The organism is Brevundimonas intermedia (assembly GCF_004614235.1).
Classification (GTDB): domain Bacteria; phylum Pseudomonadota; class Alphaproteobacteria; order Caulobacterales; family Caulobacteraceae; genus Brevundimonas; species Brevundimonas intermedia_A.
The window spans coordinates 1,405,081-1,426,516 of the sequence record NZ_SPVH01000006.1; the positions used below are offsets into that span (position 1 = coordinate 1,405,081).

The window sequence follows — 21,436 nt, forward strand, 5'->3', positions numbered from 1 at the left end:
TCACCGACACGTCTTCAGCCCCGGCCCCCGACAAGGCCAAGCGCTCGCGACCGATCCGCATCGTCGTATCGGTCGTGGGGCTGGTCTTGTTCGTCGGCTTTCTGGCCTTGGGCGGCTGGCAGATTCAGCGACTGGCTTGGAAGACGGACCTGATCGCCCAGGTCGACGCCCGCGTCCATGCTCCGGCTGTACCCGCGCCGGGACCGGGGCAGTGGCAGAGCGTGACGCGACAGGACGACCAGTATCGTCGCGTCGCCGTGCAGGGGACCTTCCTGCACGACAAGGAAACCCTGGTTCAGGCCGTGACCGATGCGGGCGGCGGCTTCTGGGTCATGACGCCGCTGGTCGATGCGCGCGGCTTTACCGTCCTGATCAACCGCGGCTTCGTGTCTGCCGGGCGTCGCGATCCGGCCGCGCGCGCCGATGGACAGGTCATGGGGCCGCAGACCATCGTGGGGCTGCTCAGGATAACGGAACCCAAGGGCGGCTTCCTGCGCGCCAACGACGCCGCCGGAGACCGCTGGCGATCGCGCGATGTGACGGCGATCGCGGCGCGGCGCGGCCTGACGAACGTCGCGCCCTATTTCATCGATGCGGACGCGACGCCCAATCCGGGCGGCTGGCCGCTAGGCGGGCTGACCGTGATCCGGTTCGCCAACAGCCATCTGGTCTATGCCCTGACCTGGTTCGGCATGGCCTTGCTGACGCTGGTCGGTCTGTGGCTGTTCCTGCGCGACGGCCGGCGCAACCGGCCATGACCACGGCCCTGCAACGGCTGCTGGGACTGGGGCTCAGAGGCGGGGTCGCCTCGCACGGCGGGGCCAACCGGCGCAACATGCTGCTGCTGATCCAGCTGCGTTGGCTGGCGGTCGCCGGGCAGATGGCGACGATCCTGCTGGTTCAGTATGTGATGCGGATCCCGCTGCCGGTGCTGTGGCTTCTGGCGGCGCCAGCGGGGCTGGTGCTGGTCAATCTGATCAGCGCACCGCTGACCGCACGCCGCGAGGAGGTCGAGGATCAGGCCCTGATGATCGCCCTGCTGGCGGATGTGGCGGCCCTGACCTGGCTGCTGTTCCTGACGGGGGGCGCGGCCAATCCGTTCGTGGCCCTGTATCTGCTTCAGGTCGTGCTGGGAGCCGTGCTGCTGGCGCCCGTCTATGCCTGGGCGCTGATCGCCATCACCAGCCTGTGTTTCGCCGGGCTTGGCCTGCATTCCCAGCCGCTGAACCTGCCGCCGGCGCGCGAGGATTCGCTGCTCAGCCTGTATCTTCAGGGCAGTTTGATCTGTTTCGTCCTGATGGCGGTGCTGCTGGTGCTGTTCGTCACCCGGATCAGCCAGAACCTGCGCGAGCGCGACGCCTCCGTCGCCGCCATGCGTCAGCAGAACGCCGAGCACGACCACATCGTCCGCATGGGCCTGCTGGCGTCCGGGGCTGCGCACGAACTGGGCACGCCGCTGGCGTCCCTGTCCGTGATCCTCAGCGACTGGAAGCGGATGCCGGCCCTGACCCAGGACGCCGACCTCGTGCAGGACATGACCGTGATGCGGGCCGAGGTCGAGCGGTGCAAGGCCATCGTCACCGGCATCCTGATGTCGGCTGGCGAGGCGAGGGGACAGGCGCCCGAGCGCACCACCCTGCGGGCCTTCGTCGCCGATGTGGTCGCCAGCTGGAACGGCGACGGCGTGACCGTTCAGATCCGCGACGAACTGGCCCAGAACCCGTCGATCATCGCCGACCCGGCCCTGCGCCAGGTGCTGGGCGTGCTGTTCGACAATGCCGTCGAGGCCGGAGCCAGGCGCATCGCCGTCACCACGACACGGACGGACGACACGCTGGGCATCGCCGTGCGAGACGACGGGCCGGGGTTCCCGGACGTCATCCTTCAGGCCTGGGGCAAGCCCTACAACTCGACCAAGCCGCGCGCAGGCGCCGGCCTGGGGCTGTTCCTGCTGATGAACGTGATCCGGTCGCTGGGCGGTCGGGTCGAGGCTTCCAATCCCCCAGCCGGCGGCGCAGAGGTGCGGCTGACTTTGCCGCTGTCGGCGCTGGCGCCCAAGGACGAAATCGCTCCATGACCGATGAGGCCAGACTGCTGCTGATCGTCGAGGACGACGAATCCTTCTCGACCACCCTGCGACGCTCGTTCGAACGGCGCGGCTATGCCGTCGTCAGCGCCGCCAGTCCCGACCAGATGACCGAGGTGCTGAAGACGCATCGCCCCGGCTATGCGGTCGTGGATCTGAAGCTGGGCGGTCACTCGGGCCTGACCTGCGTGGAGGCCCTGCACGCCTTCGATCCCGAGATGAACATCGTCGTCCTGACCGGTTTCGCCAGCATCGCCACGGCGGTCGAGGCGATCAAGCTGGGCGCGCGCCACTATCTGGCCAAGCCCGCCAGTTCCGACGACATCGAGACCGCGTTCGGGCGGGCGGACGGCGACGCCGAGACGCCGCTGGGCACGCGCCCGACCTCGATCAAGACCCTGGAATGGGAGCGGATCCACGAGACGCTGGTGGAAACCGACTTCAACATTTCCGAGGCCGCGCGCCGCCTGGGCATGCACCGCCGCACCCTTGCGCGAAAGCTGGAAAAGCGGCGCGTGACCTAGTCGAGTTTGGCCGCGATCCGGTCGGCCAGAGCCTGCAAGGTCGCGGTATCGGCCATGGGTGCATGGCCGTGACCCTTCATCTCCCGGTCGGTCCAGCGCGGCACGATGTGGAAATGCAGGTGGAACACCGTCTGTCCGCCTGCGTCGCCGTTGAACTGAAGGATGGCCAGACCCTCCGGCTGCAACGCCTTCTCCACCGCCTTGGCCGTGCGTTGCAGGGCGGCGGTCATGCGGGCCAGAACCTCCGGCTCGACCTCCAGCAGATTGCGGGCCTGGGACTGTTTGGCGATGATCAGGACGTGGCCTTCCGACTGAGGAAACACGTCCATGAAGGCCAGGACGTGGTCGTCTTCCCACACCTTCACCGAGGGAATGTCCCCGCGCAGAATCTTGGCGAAGATGTTGTTCGGGTCATAGGCGCCGTGCAGGCTCATGGGCGGTCTCCGTGCAGTCTGGGGATTGGATAGCAGTGGCGGCCACGAAGGGGGAGCCTTCGTCCACGCCATGCATTATGGTCACGCTTGAACACAACGAGGCACGTCATGATCCGTTTCATCATCCAGGCGCTGGTCACCATGGCGGGCCTGTGGCTGTCCGCCCAGGTCGTGCCGGGCGTCGACTTCACCAGCACGGGATCGCTGATCGCGGCGGCCATCATCCTGGGGCTGGTCAACGCCTTCGTGCGGCCGATCCTGGTGGTTCTGACCTTCCCGATCACCGTGGTGACCCTGGGCCTGTTCCTGCTGGTGGTGAACGCCGCCATGATCGGGCTGACCTCCGTCTTCCTGGACGGCTTCCGGGTCGAGGGCCTTTGGGCCGGCATCGGCGCGGCCATCGTGACGGGCGTGGTCAGCTGGATCGCCGGCGCCTTCATCGGCGGTGGCGAAGAGGCGCGCCGCTAGGCTCGTGCCCTATCTTCATTGGGTACGGCTCCATTTTGGCTTTATCGGACGTGGGCCAAATACCCACTGATTTACGAGCGCAGTCCCCTTCTCCGTCCGAAAAGCCTGATTGGTTATTATAGGTGAGGTAGCCGACCATTTGGCTACTAGGGCATCGTGAGAGCGGTTACGTGCATATATCTCGCGATAGCCAAACCTCGCGATAAAGCGATTGGCTCGGCGTATGATCGTGCGGTCGTTGCAACGCATAGTGCGAAAATGAGCGTGACTGTAAGGACCGGCCCAGTCACTGTGTCCGATAATGATAAGTTTCGGAGTTAACGGAAACAGCAGTTCAATGGGCGGTCCGTGTTCAATCGCATACGGACGCAAATGGTCCTCTGGCATGGCAGGATTGAAACAGACAACCGGATTGTCGCTTGTAATAAAATCAATGTCTGTTTCGTTTAATGCAAGGCAAAATCCGATTTGTTCCAATACTCTTGAAAACCCAATCAGCATGTGCGGCATTGCATGGATAGACTGGTGCGGGTTTATAGATATTGCGAGATTTTTGAGGCTTAAGGCCTCTTCCCTGCCTGTTGGCGGGCTTGGGAGATCACCCCGGCGTTCCATAATCTCGCCAGCCATTCGGACCTGCTCCGCGTAAACTAATTCTGCGGCGTCACGACTAGCTGGGCCTCGCACTCTCATTGAACCCATAAAATCGTAGAATGGCTCGATCAGCGCTTCAGGAAGTTGCCCATCTTTTTTGAAGCTATCTACTATCGACGGCCAGCGATCTTCAGATTGTTGGAAGAAAACTTCTAAGCCACGATCAAGCGAACCGTCGGGTAAAGGCTGCGTGTAGTAGTTATTTTGCGCACCCACCTCTCTTGGAAGTTTCGGGTGAGGATTATTGGGATCATCCTTGCGGTAAGCCGTTAGTCTTCCACTCGAATTAGTAAACTGTCGAAGATATACCTGCGGAACATAATGGTGGAGTTTAGGAGGGGCGGGCAATCAGCCCACCTTCACCCGCGTCGCCGCCTCCGGCAGGTCCTCGCCGAAGGCGCGTTGGTAGAACTCGGCGATGGTGGGGCGTTCCAGTTCGTCGCACTTGTTGAGGAAGGTCAGGCGGAAGCTGAGGGCCAGATCGCCGTTGAAGATCAGGGCGTTCTGGGCCCAGGTGATGACGGTGCGGGGCGACATGACGGTGGAGATGTCGCCGTTCATGAAGGCGTTGCGGGTCATGTCGGCGACGCGGACCATGGCGGCGATCCGGCGGCGGCCCTCGGCGTCAGACCATTCGGGCACCTTGGCGGCGACGATCTCGGCCTCGACGTCGTGGTCGAGGTAGTTCAGCGTCGTGACGATGTTCCAGCGGTCCAGCTGGGCCTGATTGATCTGTTGCGCGCCGTGATACAGGCCCGTGGTGTCGCCCAGGCCGATGGTGTTGGTCGTGGCGAACAGGCGGAAATGCTTGTTGGGGCGGATGACGCGGTTCTGGTCCAGCAGGGTCAGGCGGCCTTGCGCCTCCAGCACGCGCTGGATCACGAACATCACGTCAGGACGGCCGGCGTCGTATTCGTCGAACACCAGGGCGATGGGGCGTTGCAGCGACCAGGGCAGGATGCCCTCGCGAAACTCGGTGATCTGCTTGCCGTCCTTCAGGACGATGGCGTCCTTGCCGATCAGGTCGATGCGGCTGACGTGGCTGTCCAGGTTCACGCGCACCAGAGGCCAGTTCAGGCGGGCGGCGACCTGTTCGATATGGGTCGACTTGCCGGTGCCGTGATAGCCCTGGACCATGACGCGACGGTCGAAGGCGAAGCCGGCGCAGATGGCGATCGTCGTCTGCTGATCGAAGCGATAGGCCTCGTCGATCTCGGGCACATGGCTATCGCGCTCGGCGAAGCACGGCACGGTCATGTCGCTGTCCACGCCAAAGGCTTCGCGCAGGGTCACGCGGCGGGCGGGTTCGAGCGTCAGCAGGGGATCGGGGGAGGCGTCGAGCGGGGAGGTCATGGACTTCATCTAGAGGCGCCGCGCGCGCGGCTCAACACGCGCGCGGCCCTTCGTGTCGCTTATTTCGCGCTGAGGCGAACATCCACGTTGCCGCGGGTGGCGTTGGAGTAGGGGCAGACCTGGTGCGCCTTCTCGATCAGGTCGTCGATGACGGCCTGCTCCAGGCCATGATCGGTGACGGTCAGGTCCACGTCGAGGTTGAAGCCCTCGCCCTTGGTGTTCTTGCCGAAGCCGACGCCGGCCGTGATCTTGGTGTCGGGGCCGACTGGCGTTCCGGCCTTGCCGCTGACCAGGCGCAGGGCGCCGAGATAGCAGGCAGCGTAGCCGGTGGCGAAGAGCTGCTCGGGATTGGTGCCGTCGCCGCCCTTGCCGCCCATTTCCTTGGGCGTGGACAATTTGACGTCGATCTTGCCGTCGTCGGTGGCCGAGCGGCCGTCCTCGCGGCCTCCGCCGGAGGCGGTGGACTGGGCGCGATACAGAACTTCCATGGCAGGCTCCTTGGGTTGGGATGCTTGAGATGGGGTCTTAACGGGAGACGGGAAGGGGACGTTTCACGCCCGCTCTAGCAATCGACCGGCGACGCGGGCTAAAGCACCCTTTCGGGGCGCGTCGTCGGAGTACGCAGTGAAGATTGCCGAACGCTGGTTCGTGTGGGCGGGCATGGTTCTGCTGGGCGGCATCGCCTTGGCGGGGCTTGTGGTCGCCGTCTATGCGGCGTGGCTGTTCCACGACCTGCCTGACGCGTCTGAGCTGGCGGATTATCGCCCGCCGACCGCGACGCGCGTCTATGCCGGCGACGGCACCCTGATCGGCGAGTTCTCGGACGAGCGCCGAATCTATGTCTCCTACGACCAAATCCCGACGCCGGTGATCCATGCCTTCCTGGCCGCCGAGGATCGCAACTTCTTCCAGCACGGCGGGATCGACGTGGGCGGCATCGGCCGCGCCTCGATCAAGAACGTCTTCAACCTGGCGCAGGGCCGCCGGCTGGAGGGCGGTTCGACCATCACCCAGCAGGTGGCCAAGAACGTCCTGCTGACCAACGAATCGAGTCTGAACCGCAAGCTGAAGGAAGCCATCCTGGCCAATCGCCTGGAGGCGACCCTGTCCAAGGAGCAGATCCTCGAACTGTATCTGAACGAGATCTTCCTGGGTTATCGGTCGTTCGGCATCGCCTCGGCGGCCTACAACTATTTCGGCAAGTCGCTGGGTCAGCTGACGCCAGACGAGGCGGCCTTCCTGGCGTCCCTGCCCAAGGGGCCGAACAACTACCACCCCAAACGTCACCCCGGCGCGGCCAAGGGCCGTCGCGACTGGGTGCTGGGCGAAATGGAACAGAGCGGCTGGCTGACGCCTGCGGAACTGATCGCCGCCCGCGCCAAGCCGTTGGTTACGCGCGATGCGCCCCAGCGTTCGGACTACAAGGACGCGGACTTCTTCGTGGAGGAGGCCCGTCGTCAGGCCGCCGCCAATCCCCAGTTCGGCGAGCAGCTTCGCGCCGGCGGCTTCTACATGCGCACCACGCTGGATCCGACGTTGCAGACGGCGGCGCGTCAGGCCCTGATGCAGGGGCTGGAAAACTATGACCGGCGTCACGGCTGGCGCGGCGGGTGGGGCACGACCGACTTTGCCGACGGCTGGCAGGCGGTCGCCTTGAAGGGACAGGTTCCGCCCGAACGCCGCAGCTGGCAGCCCGCCGCCATCGAGAGCGTCAGCGGCAACACCGTCCGCATCCGCACGGCCCGCGACGACAAGACCGGCACATTGCTGGCGGCGGATGCGGCCTGGGCCAACGCCAACCGCCAACTGCGACGTGGCGAACTGATCTTCGTGGAGCCCAAGGGCGGGCAATACGCCCTGAAACAGGTGCCGCGCGTCAACGGCGCTCTGGTGGCCATCGAGCCGCAGTCGGGCCGCGTGCTGGCCATGGTCGGCGGCTATTCCTATGCGCTGTCCAGTTTCAACCGGGCCACCCAGGCGCGGCGTCAGCCCGGTTCGGCGTTCAAGCCCTTCGTCTATGCGACGGCGCTGGAAGGCGACTTCACCCCGGCTTCCATCGTGCTGGATGCGCCGATCAGCTTCGCCGGCGGGGCCAACGGCCAGCGCTGGACGCCGGAAAACTACAGCCGTCAGTACTATGGGCCGCAGACGCTGCGGCGCGGGCTGGAGCTGTCGCGCAACGTCATGACGGTGCGGCTGGCCCAGTCGGTCGGCATGAAGAAGATCGTGGATCAGTCCGCCAGAATGGGCATCCCCGGCCTGACGCCGAACCTGTCGGTGTCGCTGGGCGCCGGCGAGGTGACGCCGCTGGAGATCACGGCCGCCTATTCCGCCTTCGCCAACGGCGGGCGGCGGGTGACGCCCTATCTGATCGACTATGTGCAGGACCGCGACGGCGAGACCATCTTCCGGGCCGACAACCGCAGTTGCCGCGAATGCGGACGCGGATTCTCGGGCCAGGAATCGCCCCGCCTTCAACAGCGCGGCACCCAGGTCATCGATCCGATCACCGCCTATCAGATGAGCTCCATGCTGGAAGGCGTCGTTCAGCGCGGCACCGCCGCGAGCGCTCGGGGCTTGGGCCCGTGGGTCGCTGGCAAGACGGGCACGACCAACGAGTATCGCTCCGCCTGGTTCGTGGGCTTCACCACCGACATCGTGGTCGGCGTCTTCATCGGCTTCGACGACAACCGTTCGCTGGGTTCCGGCGAAGCGGGGGCCTCGGCTGCCGTGCCGGTCTTTACGGAGTTCATGCAGACGGCGCTGAAGGAACGGCCCGCCCGGCCCTTCGTGCGGCCCAAGAACGCCATCTTCCGCACCGTCAACGGCATCGAGGAAGCCTTCCGCCCCGGCACCGAACGTCAGGCCCCGCCGCCTGCGCCGACCGGACCGGTGCAGCCCACCGGACCGCAGAACTACTACGAGGTCATCCGACGCGAGCAGGAGGCCGCGAGCGGCGCTCCGGCTACTGCACCGGCGCCCACCGCACCGCCGCCGCCGAAGAAGGCGCCGGCCGAGGACTTGAGCGGATTGTACTGAGGCTCTAGGTAGGCCCATCGAACGGCGCGTCCTCGGGCGCGCCGTTTTCCTTTCATCCGCCCTGTTCGAGGGCGTTGTGTCGCTGGAGAATGCGATGAGACCGGATGTCGAGGCCATGAAGGCCGACATCGAGCAGAGCGTCGCTCTGCTCAGGAGGCGTCTTTGACTGGGATGTCGCTCTAAGAAAGCTCGATGAGCTGAACGCGCGGGTCGAGGACCCGACGCTGTGGGACAAGCCCGAACAGGCCCAGGCCGTCAGCCGCGAACGCTCGCAGCTGGAAGCCAAGATCAACACCGTCAAGGCGATGGAGCAGGACCTCGAAGACGGGGTGATGCTGGCCGAGATGGCGGACGAGGAAGGCGACGAGGGCGCGCTGGAAGACGCACGCGCCTCGCTGCGGGGCATCAAGGAACGGGCCGCGCGCGCCGAGCTGGAAGCCCTGCTGTCCGGCGAGGCCGACGGCAACGACGCCTATCTGGAAGTCAACTCCGGCGCCGGCGGCACCGAGTCCAACGACTGGGCCGGCATGCTGCTGCGGATGTATTCCCGCTGGGCCAAGGCGCACGATTACGAGGTCACGATCGAGGCTTATGAAGAGGGCGAACAGGCGGGGGTCAAGTCGGCCACCATCCTGATCTCCGGCCCGAACGCCTACGGCTGGCTGAAGTCGGAATCAGGGGTGCACCGTCTGGTGCGGATCAGCCCCTATGACGCGGCGGCCAAGCGGCACACCAGCTTCGCCTCCATCGGGGTGTCGCCGGTCGTCGATGACGCCATCGAGATCGACATCAATCCGTCGGACGTGCGCACCGACACCTACCGGGCCTCGGGCGCGGGTGGTCAGCACATCAACAAGACGGACTCGGCCGTGCGACTGACGCACATCCCGACCAATACCGTCGTGGCCTGCCAGGCCGGCCGGTCGCAGCACCAGAACCGCGAACAGGCATGGAAGATGCTGCGGGCGCGCCTGTACGAACTGGAACTGCAGAAGCGCGAGGCCGTGGCCCAGGCCCTGGCCGACGCCAAGACGGACATCGGGTGGGGCCACCAGATCCGCTCCTATGTCCTACAGCCGTATCAGATGGTGAAGGACTTGCGGACCGAGGTCGAGACCTCGGACACGCAAGGGGTTCTGGACGGGGACCTGGACGCCTTCATGGGTGCGGCCCTGGCGGCCCGGGTCGGCGAGACGCGCGGGTCCAGCACGGACTAAAGAAAAAGGGCGGCCTGACAGGCCGCCCTTTTGTTTGTTGGGCTATCGGCCTTCGGCCTGCTTGAACCTGTCAGACCGGAGTCTTGGCCTCAAGCTTGTCCGTCTTGGCGGGCTTTTCGGGGGCTTCCAGCATGGCGGCGCCGGGCGTGTCGCGCTTGGCCTGGTTGCAGCGGCCCTGGAACCAGGCGCCCTGGTCGATGGACAGCTGCTCCTGGGTGATGTCGCCCTCGACGCGCGCGGTGGCGTAGAGCTTGACCTGTTTGGCGACGATGGCGCCGGTGATGCGGCCGCGCACGTCCAGCACGTCGGCGTGGACGGTGCCTTCGACCGCGCCGCCTTCGCCGATGACGACGCGGGCCACGCGGACGTCGCCCTTCAGATTGCCTTCGACCTGAAGCTCGCCAGCGCCGGAGATATTGCCTTCGTATTTCACCCCGGCCGCCAGGGTGGACAGATTGCTGGACCGGGTCGCCGGCCGGGCCGGTTCAGGCGCGCGGGCGGCTGGCGTCGCCGCCGGCAGGTTGGGGGTCGGCGACGGCGTCGGTTCAGGCGTGGGGGGAATGCCCAGCCCGGTCGATCCGCTGTCGTAGGATTTGCTCTTGGTGAACATGGTGCGCTCCGCATCTGCCAGCCAAGGCCGGCCAAGCCCCTAGTAGCCCTGAAGGCCACTAGGCCGTGGGCGAGGCCCCAAGGTCAAGCACGGCTTCCGAACCGTGGTCGTCGATCACAGAGCCTTGACGGCCTCCAGAACGGCGGCGGCGTGGTCGGCGACCTTCACATTGCGCCAGGCGCGGGCCACCCGGCCACCGGCGTCGATCAGGAAGGTGGCGCGTTCGATGCCCATATATTCGCGGCCGTACAGCTTCTTCTGGACCCAGACGCCCCAGGCTTCGCAGGCCGCGCCGTCTTCGTCCGAGGCCAGGACGACGGCGAGGTCGTATTTGGCCTTGAACTTGTCGTGCTTCTTCACCGTGTCCTTGGATACGCCGATGACGGGCACGCCCAGGGCGGCGAAATCGGGCGCAAGCGCCGTGAAGTCCTGGGCCTCGCGCGTGCAGCCGGTCGTGTCGTCCTTGGGATAGAAATAGACGACGGCCGGTTTGCCCTTGAGGGCGGCGAGGGAGACCTGGCCGCCGTTGTCGGTCGGCAGGTCGAGAGCGGGGGCGCGCTGGCCTTCGGTGGCGGACATTTCAAACTCCGATCATCCCGGCGAAAGCCGAGACCCAGTTTTTTCGAGAGATAATACGTTGGATCAAGCGCTGCGGACGTCAGATGCTGCGGAGCGCCCAAAGCACTGGGTCCCGGCTTTCGCCGGGATGAGCGGATTAGAGAGGTTTGATCAGAACGATCTTCTTCTTGCCGGCGGCCAGCTTGATCACGCCGTCCTTGAGGTCGGCCTCGGTCAATAGCTGGGCGCCGTCGGCCACAGGGGCGTCGTTGAGGCGAAGACCGCCGCCCTGGGCCAGGCGACGGGCCTCGCCGTTGGAGGCGGTCAGGCCGGCCTTGGTGACGACGGCTGCGATCATGGCGCCGTAAACCTCGGCCGACGGTAGTTCGACGGTCGGCAGATCGGCGGAGACCTGACCCTTTTCGAAGTTGCTCTCGGCGGCGGCGCGGGCTGTTGCAGCTGCATCGGCGCCATGAAGCATTGTCGTGGCGGCGTCGGCTAGGGCCTTCTTGGCGTCGTTGATGGCGGCGCCTTCCAGCGCTTCGTATTCCGCGATCTGCTCCAGGCTCAGGTCGGTGAACAGGCGCATGAAGCGACCGACGTCGGCGTCCTCGGCGTTGCGCCAGAACTGCCAGTAGTCATAGGGGCTGAGCTGTTCGGCGTTCAGCCAGATCGCGCCTTGGGCCGTCTTGCCCATCTTGCCGCCCGAGGCCGTGGTCAGCAGGGGGGTGGTCAGGCCGAAGGCGGCCTTCTGGTCCACCCGGCGCACCAGATCGACGCCCGAGGTGATGTTGCCCCACTGGTCCGACCCGCCCATCTGAAGCGTGACCTTGTGGCTGCGGTTAAGCTCCAGGAAGTCGACCGACTGCATCAGCATGTAGTTGAACTCAAGGAAGGTCATCGGCTGCTCGCGCTCCAGGCGCAGCTTGACCGAGTCGAAGCTCAGCATGCGGTTGACGGTGAAGTGCGTGCCGAAGTCGCGCAGGAACTGGATGTAGCCGTAGCCTGACAGCCAGTCGTCGTTGTTGACCATGACCGCATCGGTCGGCCCGTCGCCGAAGGTCAGGAATTTGGCGAAGACCGTCTGGATCGAGTCGATGTTCGACTGGATGGTTTCCTCGGTCAGCTGGGGGCGCGACGTGTCCTTGCCGGTCGGGTCGCCTACCTTGGTGGTGCCGCCGCCCATCAGGACGATGGGCTTGTGCCCGGCTTGCTGAAGGCGGCGCAGCATCATGATCTGGATCAGGCTGCCGACGTGCAGCGACGGCGCCGTGGCGTCAAAGCCGATATAGCCCGGCACCACGCCTGTGGTCGCCGCCTCGTCCAGTTCGATGGGGTGGGTGATCTGATGGATATAGCCGCGCGCCTGAAGCGTGCGCAGGAAGTCGGATTTGAAGGCGTGTTCGGTCATGGTGAGGCTGGGTTAGCAGGGATGCCGACGGTCGTCTTCCCCTTCTAGGCTGGCGATTGGGGCGGGAGGCGATTCAGACGGTGTGGCGAAAAAACAGCGTCTGAATAGTGCAATTCGTCTGAAATCGGTCGGGGGCGAAATTGCACTGCAACCGGAAAAACAGTGCAAAGTGCAAGACAGTGCAATTGAGCAGTCCTCTGCGAAAGGGGGCAGCCAACATTATACATCAGCCGGAAACGGCGATGGGTAGCGCATCGAATCTCAGCATTCTCCGCTGATTTCATTAGAAAATATTTAGCGACATATGCGGGTTGGCGTCGGTTTGACGACCGAAGCTACTACAGGGCGTCCTGCGCCAGGGTGTGGGCGACCACGGCGTTGGCGTGGCCGTAGCCCAGACCATGCGTGTCCTTGAGCACGGCGACCAACTCCATGTGCCGGGCGGGATAGGCGTGGCGAACGACCTGCTGCCAATGCGAGATCGGCTGGCCGTATTTCTTCTCGATGGACGGGAAATAGGACGCCGGGCCTTTAACGGTGTCGTCGGTCATGAGTTTTTCCTGATCGCAGCCTTAGAAATAGGGTTCGTCGGTGAGCCGCTGCGAGATCCACCAGATGGTGCCGGCCGGATCGCGGACGCCGGACTGGCGGTCGCCATATGGCATGTCGGATGGCTCCATGATCAGCTCCGCCCCCGCCTGGACTGCGCGATCCGTGGTGGCGTCGGCGTCGTCGACATAGAGGTAGAGGGCGGAGCGGCTGGGCGGAAAGCCGTCCGAGGCCTCGCTGATCATCAGGGTCGTGCCGGAAAGCTGGACCTGGGCGTTGGCAATGCGGCCGTCCGGCGTCAGGCTGCGGCCGAGTTCAGCGGCGCCGAAGGCGTCCTGGAGGAAGCGGATGTAGTCGCTTGCGTCGGCGACGAACAGATAGGGGGAGACCCCCGCAAAGCCCTTCGGAATTCGCATCTCGATCTCCTTTGCCGACGGCGATCCTATCGCGAGGGGGGCGCAAATGTCCCGGCGGCCATCAGGTGGGCGTTGACCGGCGTCCGCCGTGCGATACGAAGGCGGGATGCGTCTGCCCCTGATCCCGCACCCGACCTCGCCCCATGCCGGGCTGACGCTGGAGGTCGAGGCGCGGCGGGCGGGGCGGGTGCTGAGCCTGGAATATGTGCTGGCCGGGCCGGTCGAACGGGTGCTTTGGCCGCAGGCGGCGGCGCGGGTGCAGACGGACGGACTTTGGCAGGCGACCTGTTTCGAGGCGTTCGTGCGGACGGCGGGCGGCTATGTCGAATATAATCTGTCGCCGTCGGGGGCGTGGGCGGCCTATCGGTTCGACGGCTATCGCGAGGGGATGCGGGGGCTGGAGATCGCGCCGCCCTTCATCGTGACGCGGATGGCGCAGGGGCGGTTCGTGCTGACGGTCGATGTCGAACTGCCGGAGGATGCGGTCGCGGCGACAGGACTGACGGCGGTGATCGAGGGGTTAGATGGCGCGATCGCCTATTGGGCGCTGGGGCATCCTTCGGATAAGCCGGACTTTCATCATCCCGACTCGTTCGCGGCCGTGCTTTAGGTCGTCATCCTAGGCCTTGTGCCTAGGAACCATACGCTGGATGTCAGCAGTTCTGCCCACGCCCCTAAACCGGGATTCTGGATCCTAGGCACAAGGCCTAGGATGACGGAGCAGGGGGGGCGGGAGTTGTAGCGGGTCTTGGCCTCGGGCATGGCTGTCGCGATGAGTCTCAGGAGCCCCGCATGAACTTCGGTCTCGACCGCCTGCTGTCCGACGACGCCCTGCGGGCGCAGCTGAAGGGGCGGCGCGTGGCGTTGCTGGCGCATCCGGCCTCGGTGACCAAGGATCTGGGTCATGCGGTGGACGCGCTGGCCGCCTGTCCCGAAATCGCGCTGACCGCCGCCTTCGGGCCGCAGCACGGGATGAAGGGCGATCTGCAGGACAATATGATGGAGAGCCCGGATTATCGCGATCCGGTGCACGGCTTCCCGGTCTTCAGCCTTTATGGCGAGGTGCGCCGGCCCAGGGACGAATGGATGGAGACGTTCGATGTCGTCCTGATCGACCTGCAGGACCTGGGCTGCCGCATCTACACCTATGTGACGACGCTTCTGTATGTGCTGGAGGCGGCGGCGAAACACGGCAAGTCGGTGTGGGTGCTGGACCGGCCCAATCCGGCGGGGCGGCCGGTCGAGGGGCAGACGCTGAAGCCCGGCTGGGAGAGTTTCGTCGGGGCGGGGCCGATGCCGATGCGGCACGGGATGACGATGGGCGAACTGGGCCTGTGGTTCATCGACCGGTTCAAGCTGGATGTGGATTACCGGGTGGTGGAGATGCAGGGCTGGGCGTCCGAGGCGGGGCCGGGCTTCGGCTGGCCGCTGGGCGAGCGGGCCTGGATCAACCCCAGCCCGAATGCGCCGAACCTGTCGATGGCGCGGGCCTATGCCGGCACGGTGATGCTGGAAGGGGCGACCCTGTCGGAAGGCCGGGGCACGACCCGGCCGCTGGAACTGTTCGGGGCGCCCGACATCAATGCGCGAGCGGTGATCGCGGAGATGCACGCTCTGGCGCCGGAGTGGCTGGGCGGCTGTAGCTTACGCGACATGTGGTTCGAGCCGACCTTCCATAAGCATATCGGCCAGCTGTGCAGCGGGGTGCAGATCCATGTGGATCACCCCGGTTATGACCACGCCGCCTTCAAGCCGTGGCGGGTGCAGGCCCTGGGGTTCAAGGCTATCCGGCGGCTGTATCCCGACTACGACCTGTGGCGCGATTTTCCATACGAATATGCGTTCGGGAAACTGCCCATCGACGTGATCAATGGCGGACCGGGGCTGCGGGAATGGGTGGACGACGCGGCGGCGGGGCCGGGCGATCTGGATGTGGCGACGCGGCCGGACGAGGCGGCGTGGGAAGAGGCGAGGCGAGGGTTCCTGCTGTATTGAGGCACGGGGCTGACATTCAGCCCTCTAATCTCGTCATGCTCGCCCTTGTGGCGAGGATCCATACTCCCGGTTTTTCCCTTTCGTGACTTCTGTCCAACCACCGGGAGTCTGGATCCTTGGGACAAGCCCAAGGATGACGGCGAGTGTTGTGAGGACAGCGGATTCGATATAATCAAAATCTATGCTGCACCTGCAAATAAATGATTGGGCTTATTTATTGCGGTGCGGTAGGAACAGGGCCTCCCAACCACCCTGCATTGGATTTTCCGCATGGCCCTGATCAACACGACCATCAAACCCTTCACGGCGGAGGCCTACAAGAACGGCAAGTTCCTGACGGTCACGGACGCCGATGTGGCGGGCAAGTGGGCGATCTTCTTCTTCTATCCGGCCGACTTCACCTTCGTGTGCCCGACCGAGCTGGAAGACCTGGCCGATCACTATGACGCGTTCCAGAAGCTGGGCGTCGAAATCTATTCGGTGTCGACCGACACCCACTTCTCGCACAAGGCCTGGCACGACTCGTCGCCGGCCATCGGCAAGATCAACTACACCATGCTGGGCGACCCCTCGGGTCAGGTGACCAACAACTTCGACGCCATGCGTCCGGGCGTGGGCCTGGCCGACCGTTCGACCTTCCTGGTCGATCCGGACGGCGTGATCCAGTTCACCGAGACCACCTCGGAAGGCATCGGCCGCAACGCTGCCGAGCTGCTGCGCAAGGTGAAGGCCGCTCAGTATGTGCGCTCGCACCCGGGTGAAGTCTGCCCGGCCAAGTGGGAAGAAGGCGAAGCCACCCTGGCGCCGTCGCTCGACCTCGTCGGCAAGATCTAAGACTGACGCCTATCGGGCGCCTATCGGGTCCGGCCTTCGGGTCGGACCCACCCGGCCTGAGAGCCGGACGCTATCGCGCCATGCCTCGCCAGGATCGGCTCGAAGGCGGCGCGCCACCCTGACATTCGAGGACTGCCCCATGCTGGACGCCAATCTGAAATCTCAGCTTGAGGGCTACCTCAAGAACATCGTCCATCCGGTCGAACTGGTCGCCTCGCTGGGCGCCGGGCCCAAGTCTATCGAGCTGAAGACCCTGCTGGAGGAGATCGTCTCGGTCTCGCACGGCAAGGTCGAGATGGGCCGCGACTATGACGACGAGCGCCAGCCCAGCTTCCTGATCCGCAGGAAGGGCACGGACATCGGCGTGCGGTTCGCCGGCATTCCGCTGGGCCACGAGTTCACCTCGCTGGTGCTGGCCCTGCTGCACGTCGGCGGCCATCCGTCCAAGGCGGCGCAGGAACTGATCCAGCAGGTCAAGGACCTGGACGGCGACTATGTGTTCGAGACCTATTTCTCGCTGTCGTGCCAGAACTGCCCAGACGTGGTGCAGGCGCTGAACCTGATGAGCGTGCTGAACCCCCGTATCAAACACGTCGCCATCGAAGGCGGCCTGTTCAAGGACGAGGTGGACGCGCGCAAGATCATGGCCGTGCCGACGGTCTTCCTGAATGGCGAACTGTTCGGCCAGGGCCGGATGGAGCTGGGGCAGATCGTCGCCAAGATCGACAGCGGCGCCGAGGCGCGCGCCGCCGAGCGGCTGAAGGCCAAGGACCCGTTCGACGTCCTGGTGATCGGTGGCGGCCCCGCCGGGGCGGCGGCCGCCATCTATACGGCGCGCAAGGGCATCCGCACCGGGATCGCGGCCGAACGATTCGGCGGCCAGGTGCTGGACACCATGGCGATCGAGAACTTCATTTCAGTGCCGCATACCGAAGGCCCGAAACTGGCCGCCCATCTGGAACAGCATGTCCGCGAATATGAGGTGGACCTGATGAACCTGCAGAAGGCGGCCAAGCTGGTGCCGGCCAAGGTTCGGGGCGGGCTGCACGAGGTGGTGCTGGAGAACGGCGCGTCGCTGAAATCGCGGACCGTCATCCTGGCCACCGGCGCGCGCTGGCGGCAGATGAACGTGCCAGGCGAGGAGCAGTACAAGAACAAGGGCGTGGCCTATTGCCCGCACTGCGACGGGCCGCTGTTCAAGGGCAAGCGGGTCGCGGTGATCGGCGGCGGCAACTCGGGCGTCGAAGCGGCCATCGATCTGGCGGGCATCGTGGCCCATGTGACCCTGATCGAATACGACAGCGAACTGCGGGCCGATGCGGTGCTGCAACGCAAGCTGGCGACCCTGCCGAACGTGCGGATCGTCACCTCGGCCCTGACGACCCAGGTGCATGGCGACGGCGAGAAGGTGACGGGGCTGTCCTACAAGGACCGCAACTCCGACGCCCATCACGACGTCGATCTGGAAGGCATCTTCGTCCAGATCGGCCTTGTGCCGAACACCGAATGGCTGAAAGGCGCCGTGGGCCTGACGCCGCGCGGCGAGATCGAGGTGGATCACCGCGGCGAGACCTCGCAGCCCGGCATCTTCGGCGCCGGCGACGTGACGACCGTGCCCTACAAGCAGATCGTGGTGGCGATGGGCGAGGGCTCCAAGGCGGGGCTGGCGGCCTTCGACTACATGATCCGCACCGTGCCGGCGGAACAGGCGGTCGAGGCTGTAGAGGCGGCGTAATCTATCCGGGCCGTGCGAACCCGCGTCTCACGGCCCGCACGATCTCGACCAAGATCGCCCAGGCCAGGGTGACGACGAAATAGACCCAGCGCACCGCGAGCACGATCACTAACGGAACCGCCCACAGCACAGCCCAGACGTAATAGGGCAGGTCGGAATGGGTGATGGCCCGCAGGATCAGGGCGACCACGAACATCGGCAGGGTCAGCAGCAGATAAGGCTTGATCGGAAGGCGGCCGATTGAGCGGCCCAGCTTTCCCATCTTGCTGGATGATGTCGACGTTTCGGGCGTTTGCTGAGGGCCAGTCCTCTGCGTCATCGGAACAGCGCCCATCCTGCGAGTGCCGACAGGGCCAGGACTAAGGCTGCGGCGTAACGGCTCTTCCAGAACCACACCGCCGCCAAGGCCGCCGCAAAGATCAATAGCGCGATCGGGATCGAGGGTGCGCGCTGCAGCGTCGTCAGTCCCAGTTGAAGGCTGGTGGCCGCAATGATGCCGACGACGGCGGCGGCGACCCCGGCCAGCACCCGGTGAAGGCGTTCGTCGGCGACGACCGCCTCCAGCCGCTCGTAGAAGATCATCGAAAAGGCGAAGGCGGGCAGGAAGACGCCGACCGTCATCGCCAGGGCACCCATCCACCCGCCCGCGACGAAGCCGACGAAGGTGCAGAAGATCACCAGCGGCGCCGGAATGACGCCGGCGAAGGCCAGGCCGTCCAGGAAGGTCCCGTCGTCGATAAGGCCGCGTCCGACGGTATCCGCGCGGACATAGGGAATGGCGGTATAGGCGCCGCCGAAGGTCAGGAGACCGGCCTTCAATCCGGTCCACAGCATGGCCCATGCGGTCGGATCGGCGGATGGCGCGGCGCCGTGCGCGTCCGTTGGGTTCGCAAAGAGGTGAAGCGCCACGGCGGCGGCAAGCGCGATCGCCATGACGACGAGGGCGGGGATGCGCCGTCCGGCCTTGATGAAGGCATAGGCTGCGCCGCCGGCGATCAGCACGATCCAGAAGCCGGTCTCCGCCAGGGTGGCGACGAACCCGATCACGGCGACGGCCCACAGCCAGCGATCCTCAAGGATATGCGCGCCGATCTTGTGCACCGCGCGCATCACGACCGCCACGACCGCAGACTGCACGCCCAGGAAGGCGCCGGCCAGAAGGCCCATGACCGGGGTCAGCGACACATAGGCCCAGCCGATGCTCAGCATGATCAGGAAGCCCGGCAACATGAAACCGAGGCCCGCCAGCAGGCCGCCGATCCGGCCCTTGGCGCGCATGCCCAGATGCACGCACAACTCGTGCGCCTCGGGTCCCGGAAGGACCTGAAGGACAGCCAGCAGCCGATTGAAATGGGCGCTGGAAATCCAGCCTTCCTGGTCCACCAGATCGCGGCGGATCATGGCGATCTGCGCCACCGGCCCGCCGAAGGCCAGAAGGCCGAAGCGAAGGAAGCGGAGAAACAGGGCTGCGTAGGAGAGGTGGGGAGGGGAGGGCTCTTGGTCGAGGCTCGTCACAGGCCATGCTCCAGTTCACGCCTGGCGGCGTGGGAAAAGGAGCGGAGCTTGGACGCCAAGGCGTCTGATCGGGCGTCCGCACGGCCCGTTCAGGCAGCCTAATGCCGATCCCAGCCTGTTCCAAGCGTCGTCTGCATCAGGCCGCCTCCGCGCCGGTTACGCCGTCTGCGGGATGCGTGCGATCACCTTGATCTCGAAGTCGAAGCCGGCGAGCCAGTTTACGCCGACCGCCGTCCAGTTCGGGTAGGGGGCCGAGGGAAAGGCGCGCGCCTTTGCGGCCATGACGGTGTCGAACTGTTTTTCAGGATCGGTATGGAAGGTGGTGACATCGACGATGTCGTCCAGGCCCGCCCCGGCCGCCGCCAGTACGGCTGTCAGATTGTCGAAGGCCAACTGGACCTGGGCGGCGAAATCCGGCTCGGGCGAGCCATCCTCGCGGCTGCCGACCTGGCCGGAAACGAACAGCAGGTCGCCGGAGCGGATGGCGGCGGAATATCCATTGATGTCGTAGAGGGCCTGACGGCCGGCAGGGAAGACGGCGTCTCGGGTGGTTGCGGCGGTCATAGGCAGTCCTTGGTTTTCATATCCACGGCGCGGCGTTGATATACGCTGCGTATGTTATTAGATCGGACGATACGTCACGTATGTCAAATTAACATACGGACCGTATGTAAACACGGAGTTGGATTTGGCGACGCGATCCGAGAAGGTCGAGGAAACAAAGGCGCGGCTTGTCGCAGCGGCTCGCCAGGCCTTTGCGACCCAGGGCTATGCCGCAGCGTCGATGGACGATCTGACCGCCGAGGCCGGACTGACGCGCGGCGCGCTCTATCATAATTTTGGCGACAAGAAGGGCCTGCTGCAGGCGGTGATCGACCAGATCGACGCGGAGATGCTGGTGCGGATGGGCGCGGCGGGCGAGGGGCTGTCGCCCTGGGACGCCTTCGTCGCCGAGGGCGTCGCCTATATCGAAATGTCGCTGGAGCCGGAAATCCAGCGCATCATGCTGCTGGACGGGCCGGCGGTGCTGGGCGATCCCTCGCGGTGGCCCAATCAGACGGCGTGCCTGCGCACCACCACCCTGATGATCCAGACGCTGATCGACGATGGACTCGTCAAGCCGATGAATGCGGAGGCCGCAGCCCATCTGGTGAACGGCGCCGCCCTGAACGCCGCCCTCTGGGTGGCGGCGGCCGATGAACCGGAAAGGGTCTTTGAAAGCGCCGTAGACGCTTTCCGGCATCTTGTCGGAGGGCTGTTGCGGCGGGTTTGAGGCTCAGACCGGCTTTCGCGGCCTGAACCCAAACCCTGGTCAGGCCGGCTTTTCTTCCAGACGCTTGTCCAGATAGGCGCCGACGCGGCGATCGACCGCGCTCATGTGGTCCTGCCAGAAGTGGCTCGCGCCCTCTTCCAGTTCGTAGTCGATGATGATGCCCTTTTGGGTGCGCAGCTTGTTGACCACGCGCTCGACCTCGACCGGCGGCACGACGGTGTCGGCGGTGCCATGCAGGAACAGGCCGGAGGCCGGGCAGGGGGCCAGGAAGCTGAAATCATACATGTTCGACGGCGGCGAGACCGAGATGAAGCCATCCGTCTCGGGGCGGCGCATCAGAAGCTGCATACCGATATAGGCGCCGAACTGATAACCGCCGACCCAGGTCTGGCTGGCGCCGGGATTGTTCGTCTGAAGCCAGTCGAGGGCCGTGGCGGCGTCAGCCAGTTCGCCGATGCCCGAATCGAATTCGCCCTGCGACTTGCCGACGCCGCGCGAGTTGTAGCGCAAGGTGGCGAAGCCACGCTGCTGGAACAGCTGGTGCAGGGTGACTGTCACCGGGTTGTTCATATGCCCGCCCGCCTTGGGGTGCGGGTGCAGGATCAGGGCGATCGGTGCGTTCGGGCGCTTGCCCGGGGAATAGCGGCCTTCGATGCGACCGGAGGCGCCGGGCAGGATGACTTCAGGCATAGGGGCTCTGGAATCCGTTCAACTGTCATTTCGCGAGTGCGTAATACTTGACCGCAGAGGTAGGACTTTCTAAGT

Annotated in this window: 24 protein-coding genes; 11 read left to right on the forward strand and 13 right to left on the reverse strand. The window is 65.2% G+C overall.

Features of this window, described 5'->3' with window-relative positions:
• Positions 1-86 precede the first annotated feature (86 nt).
• Genes EGY25_RS13310 through EGY25_RS13320 form a run of 3 tightly spaced genes read left to right on the forward strand, consistent with a single transcriptional unit; the run spans position 87 to position 2,610 of the window.
• Complete coding sequence (locus tag EGY25_RS13310) at positions 87-758, forward strand: SURF1 family protein (RefSeq protein ID WP_348521867.1); 672 nt, start codon at positions 87-89, stop codon at positions 756-758.
• The gene (locus EGY25_RS13315) at positions 755-2,077 is read left to right on the forward strand and encodes an ATP-binding protein (protein WP_135195412.1); all 1,323 of its coding nucleotides are present in this window, start codon (positions 755-757) and stop codon (positions 2,075-2,077) included. Before EGY25_RS13310 ends, EGY25_RS13315 begins: the two co-directional genes overlap by 4 nt.
• Positions 2,074-2,610 carry a response regulator transcription factor gene (locus tag EGY25_RS13320; protein ID WP_135195413.1) on the forward strand — a complete coding sequence of 179 codons (537 nt, stop codon included), beginning with the start codon at positions 2,074-2,076 and terminating at the stop codon, positions 2,608-2,610. The genes EGY25_RS13315 and EGY25_RS13320 overlap by 4 nt, the downstream gene beginning before the upstream one ends.
• Here EGY25_RS13320 and EGY25_RS13325 read toward each other — a convergent pair.
• Positions 2,607-3,044 (reverse strand): HIT family protein, encoded by a 438-nt coding sequence (locus EGY25_RS13325; protein WP_135195414.1) that lies wholly within the window; start codon positions 3,042-3,044, stop codon positions 2,607-2,609. The genes EGY25_RS13320 and EGY25_RS13325 overlap by 4 nt on opposite strands.
• Before the next feature lie 108 nt (positions 3,045-3,152).
• On the opposite strand from EGY25_RS13325, the gene EGY25_RS13330 reads away from it, so the two are divergent.
• A complete protein-coding gene (locus EGY25_RS13330) occupies positions 3,153-3,512 on the forward strand; it encodes a phage holin family protein (RefSeq protein ID WP_135195415.1) in 360 nt (119 codons plus the stop codon).
• Between the two features lie 15 nt (positions 3,513-3,527).
• Here EGY25_RS13330 and EGY25_RS13335 read toward each other — a convergent pair whose 3' ends face one another.
• The 3 genes from EGY25_RS13335 to EGY25_RS13345 are packed head-to-tail and all read right to left on the reverse strand — an operon-like array spanning position 3,528 to position 6,007.
• Positions 3,528-4,514, reverse strand: coding sequence for a DUF4238 domain-containing protein (locus EGY25_RS13335; RefSeq protein WP_135195416.1), 987 nt, complete (start codon positions 4,512-4,514; stop codon positions 3,528-3,530).
• Positions 4,515-5,519 (reverse strand): cobaltochelatase subunit CobS, encoded by a 1,005-nt coding sequence (gene cobS, locus EGY25_RS13340; RefSeq protein WP_135195417.1) that lies wholly within the window; start codon positions 5,517-5,519, stop codon positions 4,515-4,517.
• 59 nt (positions 5,520-5,578) lie between these two features.
• Positions 5,579-6,007: an organic hydroperoxide resistance protein gene (locus EGY25_RS13345; RefSeq protein WP_135195418.1), complete on the reverse strand. Its 429-nt coding sequence runs from the start codon at positions 6,005-6,007 to the stop codon at positions 5,579-5,581.
• A gap of 136 nt (positions 6,008-6,143) precedes the next feature.
• Here EGY25_RS13345 and EGY25_RS13350 point away from each other — a divergent pair, with 136 nt between their 5' ends.
• Both EGY25_RS13350 and prfB read left to right on the forward strand, forming a co-directional pair.
• Entirely contained in the window at positions 6,144-8,558 is a 2,415-nt protein-coding gene (locus EGY25_RS13350) for a penicillin-binding protein 1A (protein ID WP_135195419.1), read from the forward strand.
• 94 nt (positions 8,559-8,652) lie between these two features.
• Positions 8,653-9,775, forward strand: a protein-coding gene (gene prfB / locus EGY25_RS13355; protein ID WP_135195420.1) for a peptide chain release factor 2 whose coding sequence is annotated in 2 segments (ribosomal slippage) — positions 8,653-8,721 and positions 8,723-9,775 — 1,122 coding nt in all. Because the reading frame shifts where the segments join, the coding sequence is not laid out codon by codon here.
• A 70-nt stretch (positions 9,776-9,845) separates the two neighbouring features.
• Here the strand turns inward: prfB and EGY25_RS13360 are convergent.
• The 5 genes from EGY25_RS13360 to EGY25_RS13380 form a co-directional block, all read right to left on the reverse strand.
• On the reverse strand, positions 9,846-10,385 hold the full coding sequence (locus tag EGY25_RS13360; protein WP_135195421.1) for a bactofilin family protein: 540 nt from the start codon (positions 10,383-10,385) through the stop codon (positions 9,846-9,848).
• A 114-nt stretch (positions 10,386-10,499) separates the two neighbouring features.
• On the reverse strand, positions 10,500-10,964 hold the full coding sequence (locus tag EGY25_RS13365) for a peroxiredoxin (protein WP_135195422.1): 465 nt from the start codon (positions 10,962-10,964) through the stop codon (positions 10,500-10,502).
• A 136-nt stretch (positions 10,965-11,100) separates the two neighbouring features.
• Positions 11,101-12,354 (reverse strand): tyrosine--tRNA ligase, encoded by a 1,254-nt coding sequence (tyrS, locus tag EGY25_RS13370; RefSeq protein WP_135195423.1) that lies wholly within the window; start codon positions 12,352-12,354, stop codon positions 11,101-11,103.
• Positions 12,355-12,692: 338 nt separating this feature from the next.
• A complete protein-coding gene (locus EGY25_RS13375) occupies positions 12,693-12,905 on the reverse strand; it encodes a DUF4287 domain-containing protein (RefSeq protein WP_135195424.1) in 213 nt (70 codons plus the stop codon).
• Between the two features lie 21 nt (positions 12,906-12,926).
• Entirely contained in the window at positions 12,927-13,319 is a 393-nt protein-coding gene (locus tag EGY25_RS13380) for a VOC family protein (protein ID WP_135195425.1), read from the reverse strand.
• 106 nt (positions 13,320-13,425) lie between these two features.
• On the opposite strand from EGY25_RS13380, the gene EGY25_RS13385 reads away from it, so the two are divergent.
• The 4 genes from EGY25_RS13385 (at position 13,426) to ahpF (ending at position 17,883) form a co-directional block, all read left to right on the forward strand.
• Positions 13,426-13,929, forward strand: a complete 504-nt coding sequence (locus tag EGY25_RS13385) for a DOMON-like domain-containing protein (protein WP_135195426.1) — start codon at positions 13,426-13,428, stop codon at positions 13,927-13,929.
• 182 nt (positions 13,930-14,111) lie between these two features.
• Complete coding sequence (locus tag EGY25_RS13390; RefSeq protein ID WP_135195427.1) at positions 14,112-15,314, forward strand: exo-beta-N-acetylmuramidase NamZ family protein; 1,203 nt, start codon at positions 14,112-14,114, stop codon at positions 15,312-15,314.
• Positions 15,315-15,584: 270 nt separating this feature from the next.
• Complete coding sequence (gene ahpC, locus EGY25_RS13395; protein ID WP_135195428.1) at positions 15,585-16,148, forward strand: alkyl hydroperoxide reductase subunit C; 564 nt, start codon at positions 15,585-15,587, stop codon at positions 16,146-16,148.
• Between the two features lie 139 nt (positions 16,149-16,287).
• On the forward strand, positions 16,288-17,883 hold the full coding sequence (ahpF, locus tag EGY25_RS13400) for an alkyl hydroperoxide reductase subunit F (protein ID WP_135195429.1): 1,596 nt from the start codon (positions 16,288-16,290) through the stop codon (positions 17,881-17,883).
• A 1-nt stretch (position 17,884) separates the two neighbouring features.
• On the opposite strand, the gene EGY25_RS13405 is transcribed toward ahpF, so the two are convergent.
• The 3 genes from EGY25_RS13405 to EGY25_RS13415 form a co-directional block, all read right to left on the reverse strand.
• Entirely contained in the window at positions 17,885-18,145 is a 261-nt protein-coding gene (locus tag EGY25_RS13405) for a hypothetical protein (RefSeq protein ID WP_135195430.1), read from the reverse strand.
• Between the two features lie 53 nt (positions 18,146-18,198).
• Positions 18,199-19,398, reverse strand: a complete 1,200-nt coding sequence (chrA, locus tag EGY25_RS13410) for a chromate efflux transporter (protein WP_135195431.1) — start codon at positions 19,396-19,398, stop codon at positions 18,199-18,201.
• A gap of 156 nt (positions 19,399-19,554) precedes the next feature.
• Complete coding sequence (locus EGY25_RS13415) at positions 19,555-19,962, reverse strand: RidA family protein (protein WP_135195432.1); 408 nt, start codon at positions 19,960-19,962, stop codon at positions 19,555-19,557.
• A 124-nt stretch (positions 19,963-20,086) separates the two neighbouring features.
• Here EGY25_RS13415 and EGY25_RS13420 point away from each other — a divergent pair, with 124 nt between their 5' ends.
• The gene (locus EGY25_RS13420) at positions 20,087-20,671 is read left to right on the forward strand and encodes a TetR/AcrR family transcriptional regulator (RefSeq protein WP_209308050.1); all 585 of its coding nucleotides are present in this window, start codon (positions 20,087-20,089) and stop codon (positions 20,669-20,671) included.
• A 39-nt stretch (positions 20,672-20,710) separates the two neighbouring features.
• Here EGY25_RS13420 and EGY25_RS13425 read toward each other — a convergent pair whose 3' ends face one another.
• A complete protein-coding gene (locus EGY25_RS13425; protein ID WP_135195434.1) occupies positions 20,711-21,361 on the reverse strand; it encodes an alpha/beta hydrolase in 651 nt (216 codons plus the stop codon).
• Between the last annotated feature and the right edge of the window lie 75 nt (positions 21,362-21,436).

Coding starts and splice junctions, on each gene's coding strand:
- EGY25_RS13315 (WP_135195412.1), top strand. CDS start 755: ATGACCACGGCCCTGCAACGGCTGCTGGGACTGGGGCTCAGAGGCGGG.
- EGY25_RS13320 (WP_135195413.1), top strand. CDS start 2,074: ATGACCGATGAGGCCAGACTGCTGCTGATCGTCGAGGACGACGAATCC.
- EGY25_RS13325 (WP_135195414.1), bottom strand. CDS start 3,044: ATGAGCCTGCACGGCGCCTATGACCCGAACAACATCTTCGCCAAGATT.
- EGY25_RS13330 (WP_135195415.1), top strand. CDS start 3,153: ATGATCCGTTTCATCATCCAGGCGCTGGTCACCATGGCGGGCCTGTGG.
- cobS (WP_135195417.1), bottom strand. CDS start 5,519: ATGACCTCCCCGCTCGACGCCTCCCCCGATCCCCTGCTGACGCTCGAA.
- EGY25_RS13345 (WP_135195418.1), bottom strand. CDS start 6,007: ATGGAAGTTCTGTATCGCGCCCAGTCCACCGCCTCCGGCGGAGGCCGC.
- EGY25_RS13360 (WP_135195421.1), bottom strand. CDS start 10,385: ATGTTCACCAAGAGCAAATCCTACGACAGCGGATCGACCGGGCTGGGC.
- EGY25_RS13365 (WP_135195422.1), bottom strand. CDS start 10,964: ATGTCCGCCACCGAAGGCCAGCGCGCCCCCGCTCTCGACCTGCCGACC.
- tyrS (WP_135195423.1), bottom strand. CDS start 12,354: ATGACCGAACACGCCTTCAAATCCGACTTCCTGCGCACGCTTCAGGCG.
- EGY25_RS13375 (WP_135195424.1), bottom strand. CDS start 12,905: ATGACCGACGACACCGTTAAAGGCCCGGCGTCCTATTTCCCGTCCATC.
- EGY25_RS13380 (WP_135195425.1), bottom strand. CDS start 13,319: ATGCGAATTCCGAAGGGCTTTGCGGGGGTCTCCCCCTATCTGTTCGTC.
- EGY25_RS13385 (WP_135195426.1), top strand. CDS start 13,426: ATGCGTCTGCCCCTGATCCCGCACCCGACCTCGCCCCATGCCGGGCTG.
- EGY25_RS13390 (WP_135195427.1), top strand. CDS start 14,112: ATGAACTTCGGTCTCGACCGCCTGCTGTCCGACGACGCCCTGCGGGCG.
- ahpC (WP_135195428.1), top strand. CDS start 15,585: ATGGCCCTGATCAACACGACCATCAAACCCTTCACGGCGGAGGCCTAC.
- ahpF (WP_135195429.1), top strand. CDS start 16,288: ATGCTGGACGCCAATCTGAAATCTCAGCTTGAGGGCTACCTCAAGAAC.
- EGY25_RS13405 (WP_135195430.1), bottom strand. CDS start 18,145: ATGGGAAAGCTGGGCCGCTCAATCGGCCGCCTTCCGATCAAGCCTTAT.
- EGY25_RS13415 (WP_135195432.1), bottom strand. CDS start 19,962: ATGACCGCCGCAACCACCCGAGACGCCGTCTTCCCTGCCGGCCGTCAG.
- EGY25_RS13425 (WP_135195434.1), bottom strand. CDS start 21,361: ATGCCTGAAGTCATCCTGCCCGGCGCCTCCGGTCGCATCGAAGGCCGC.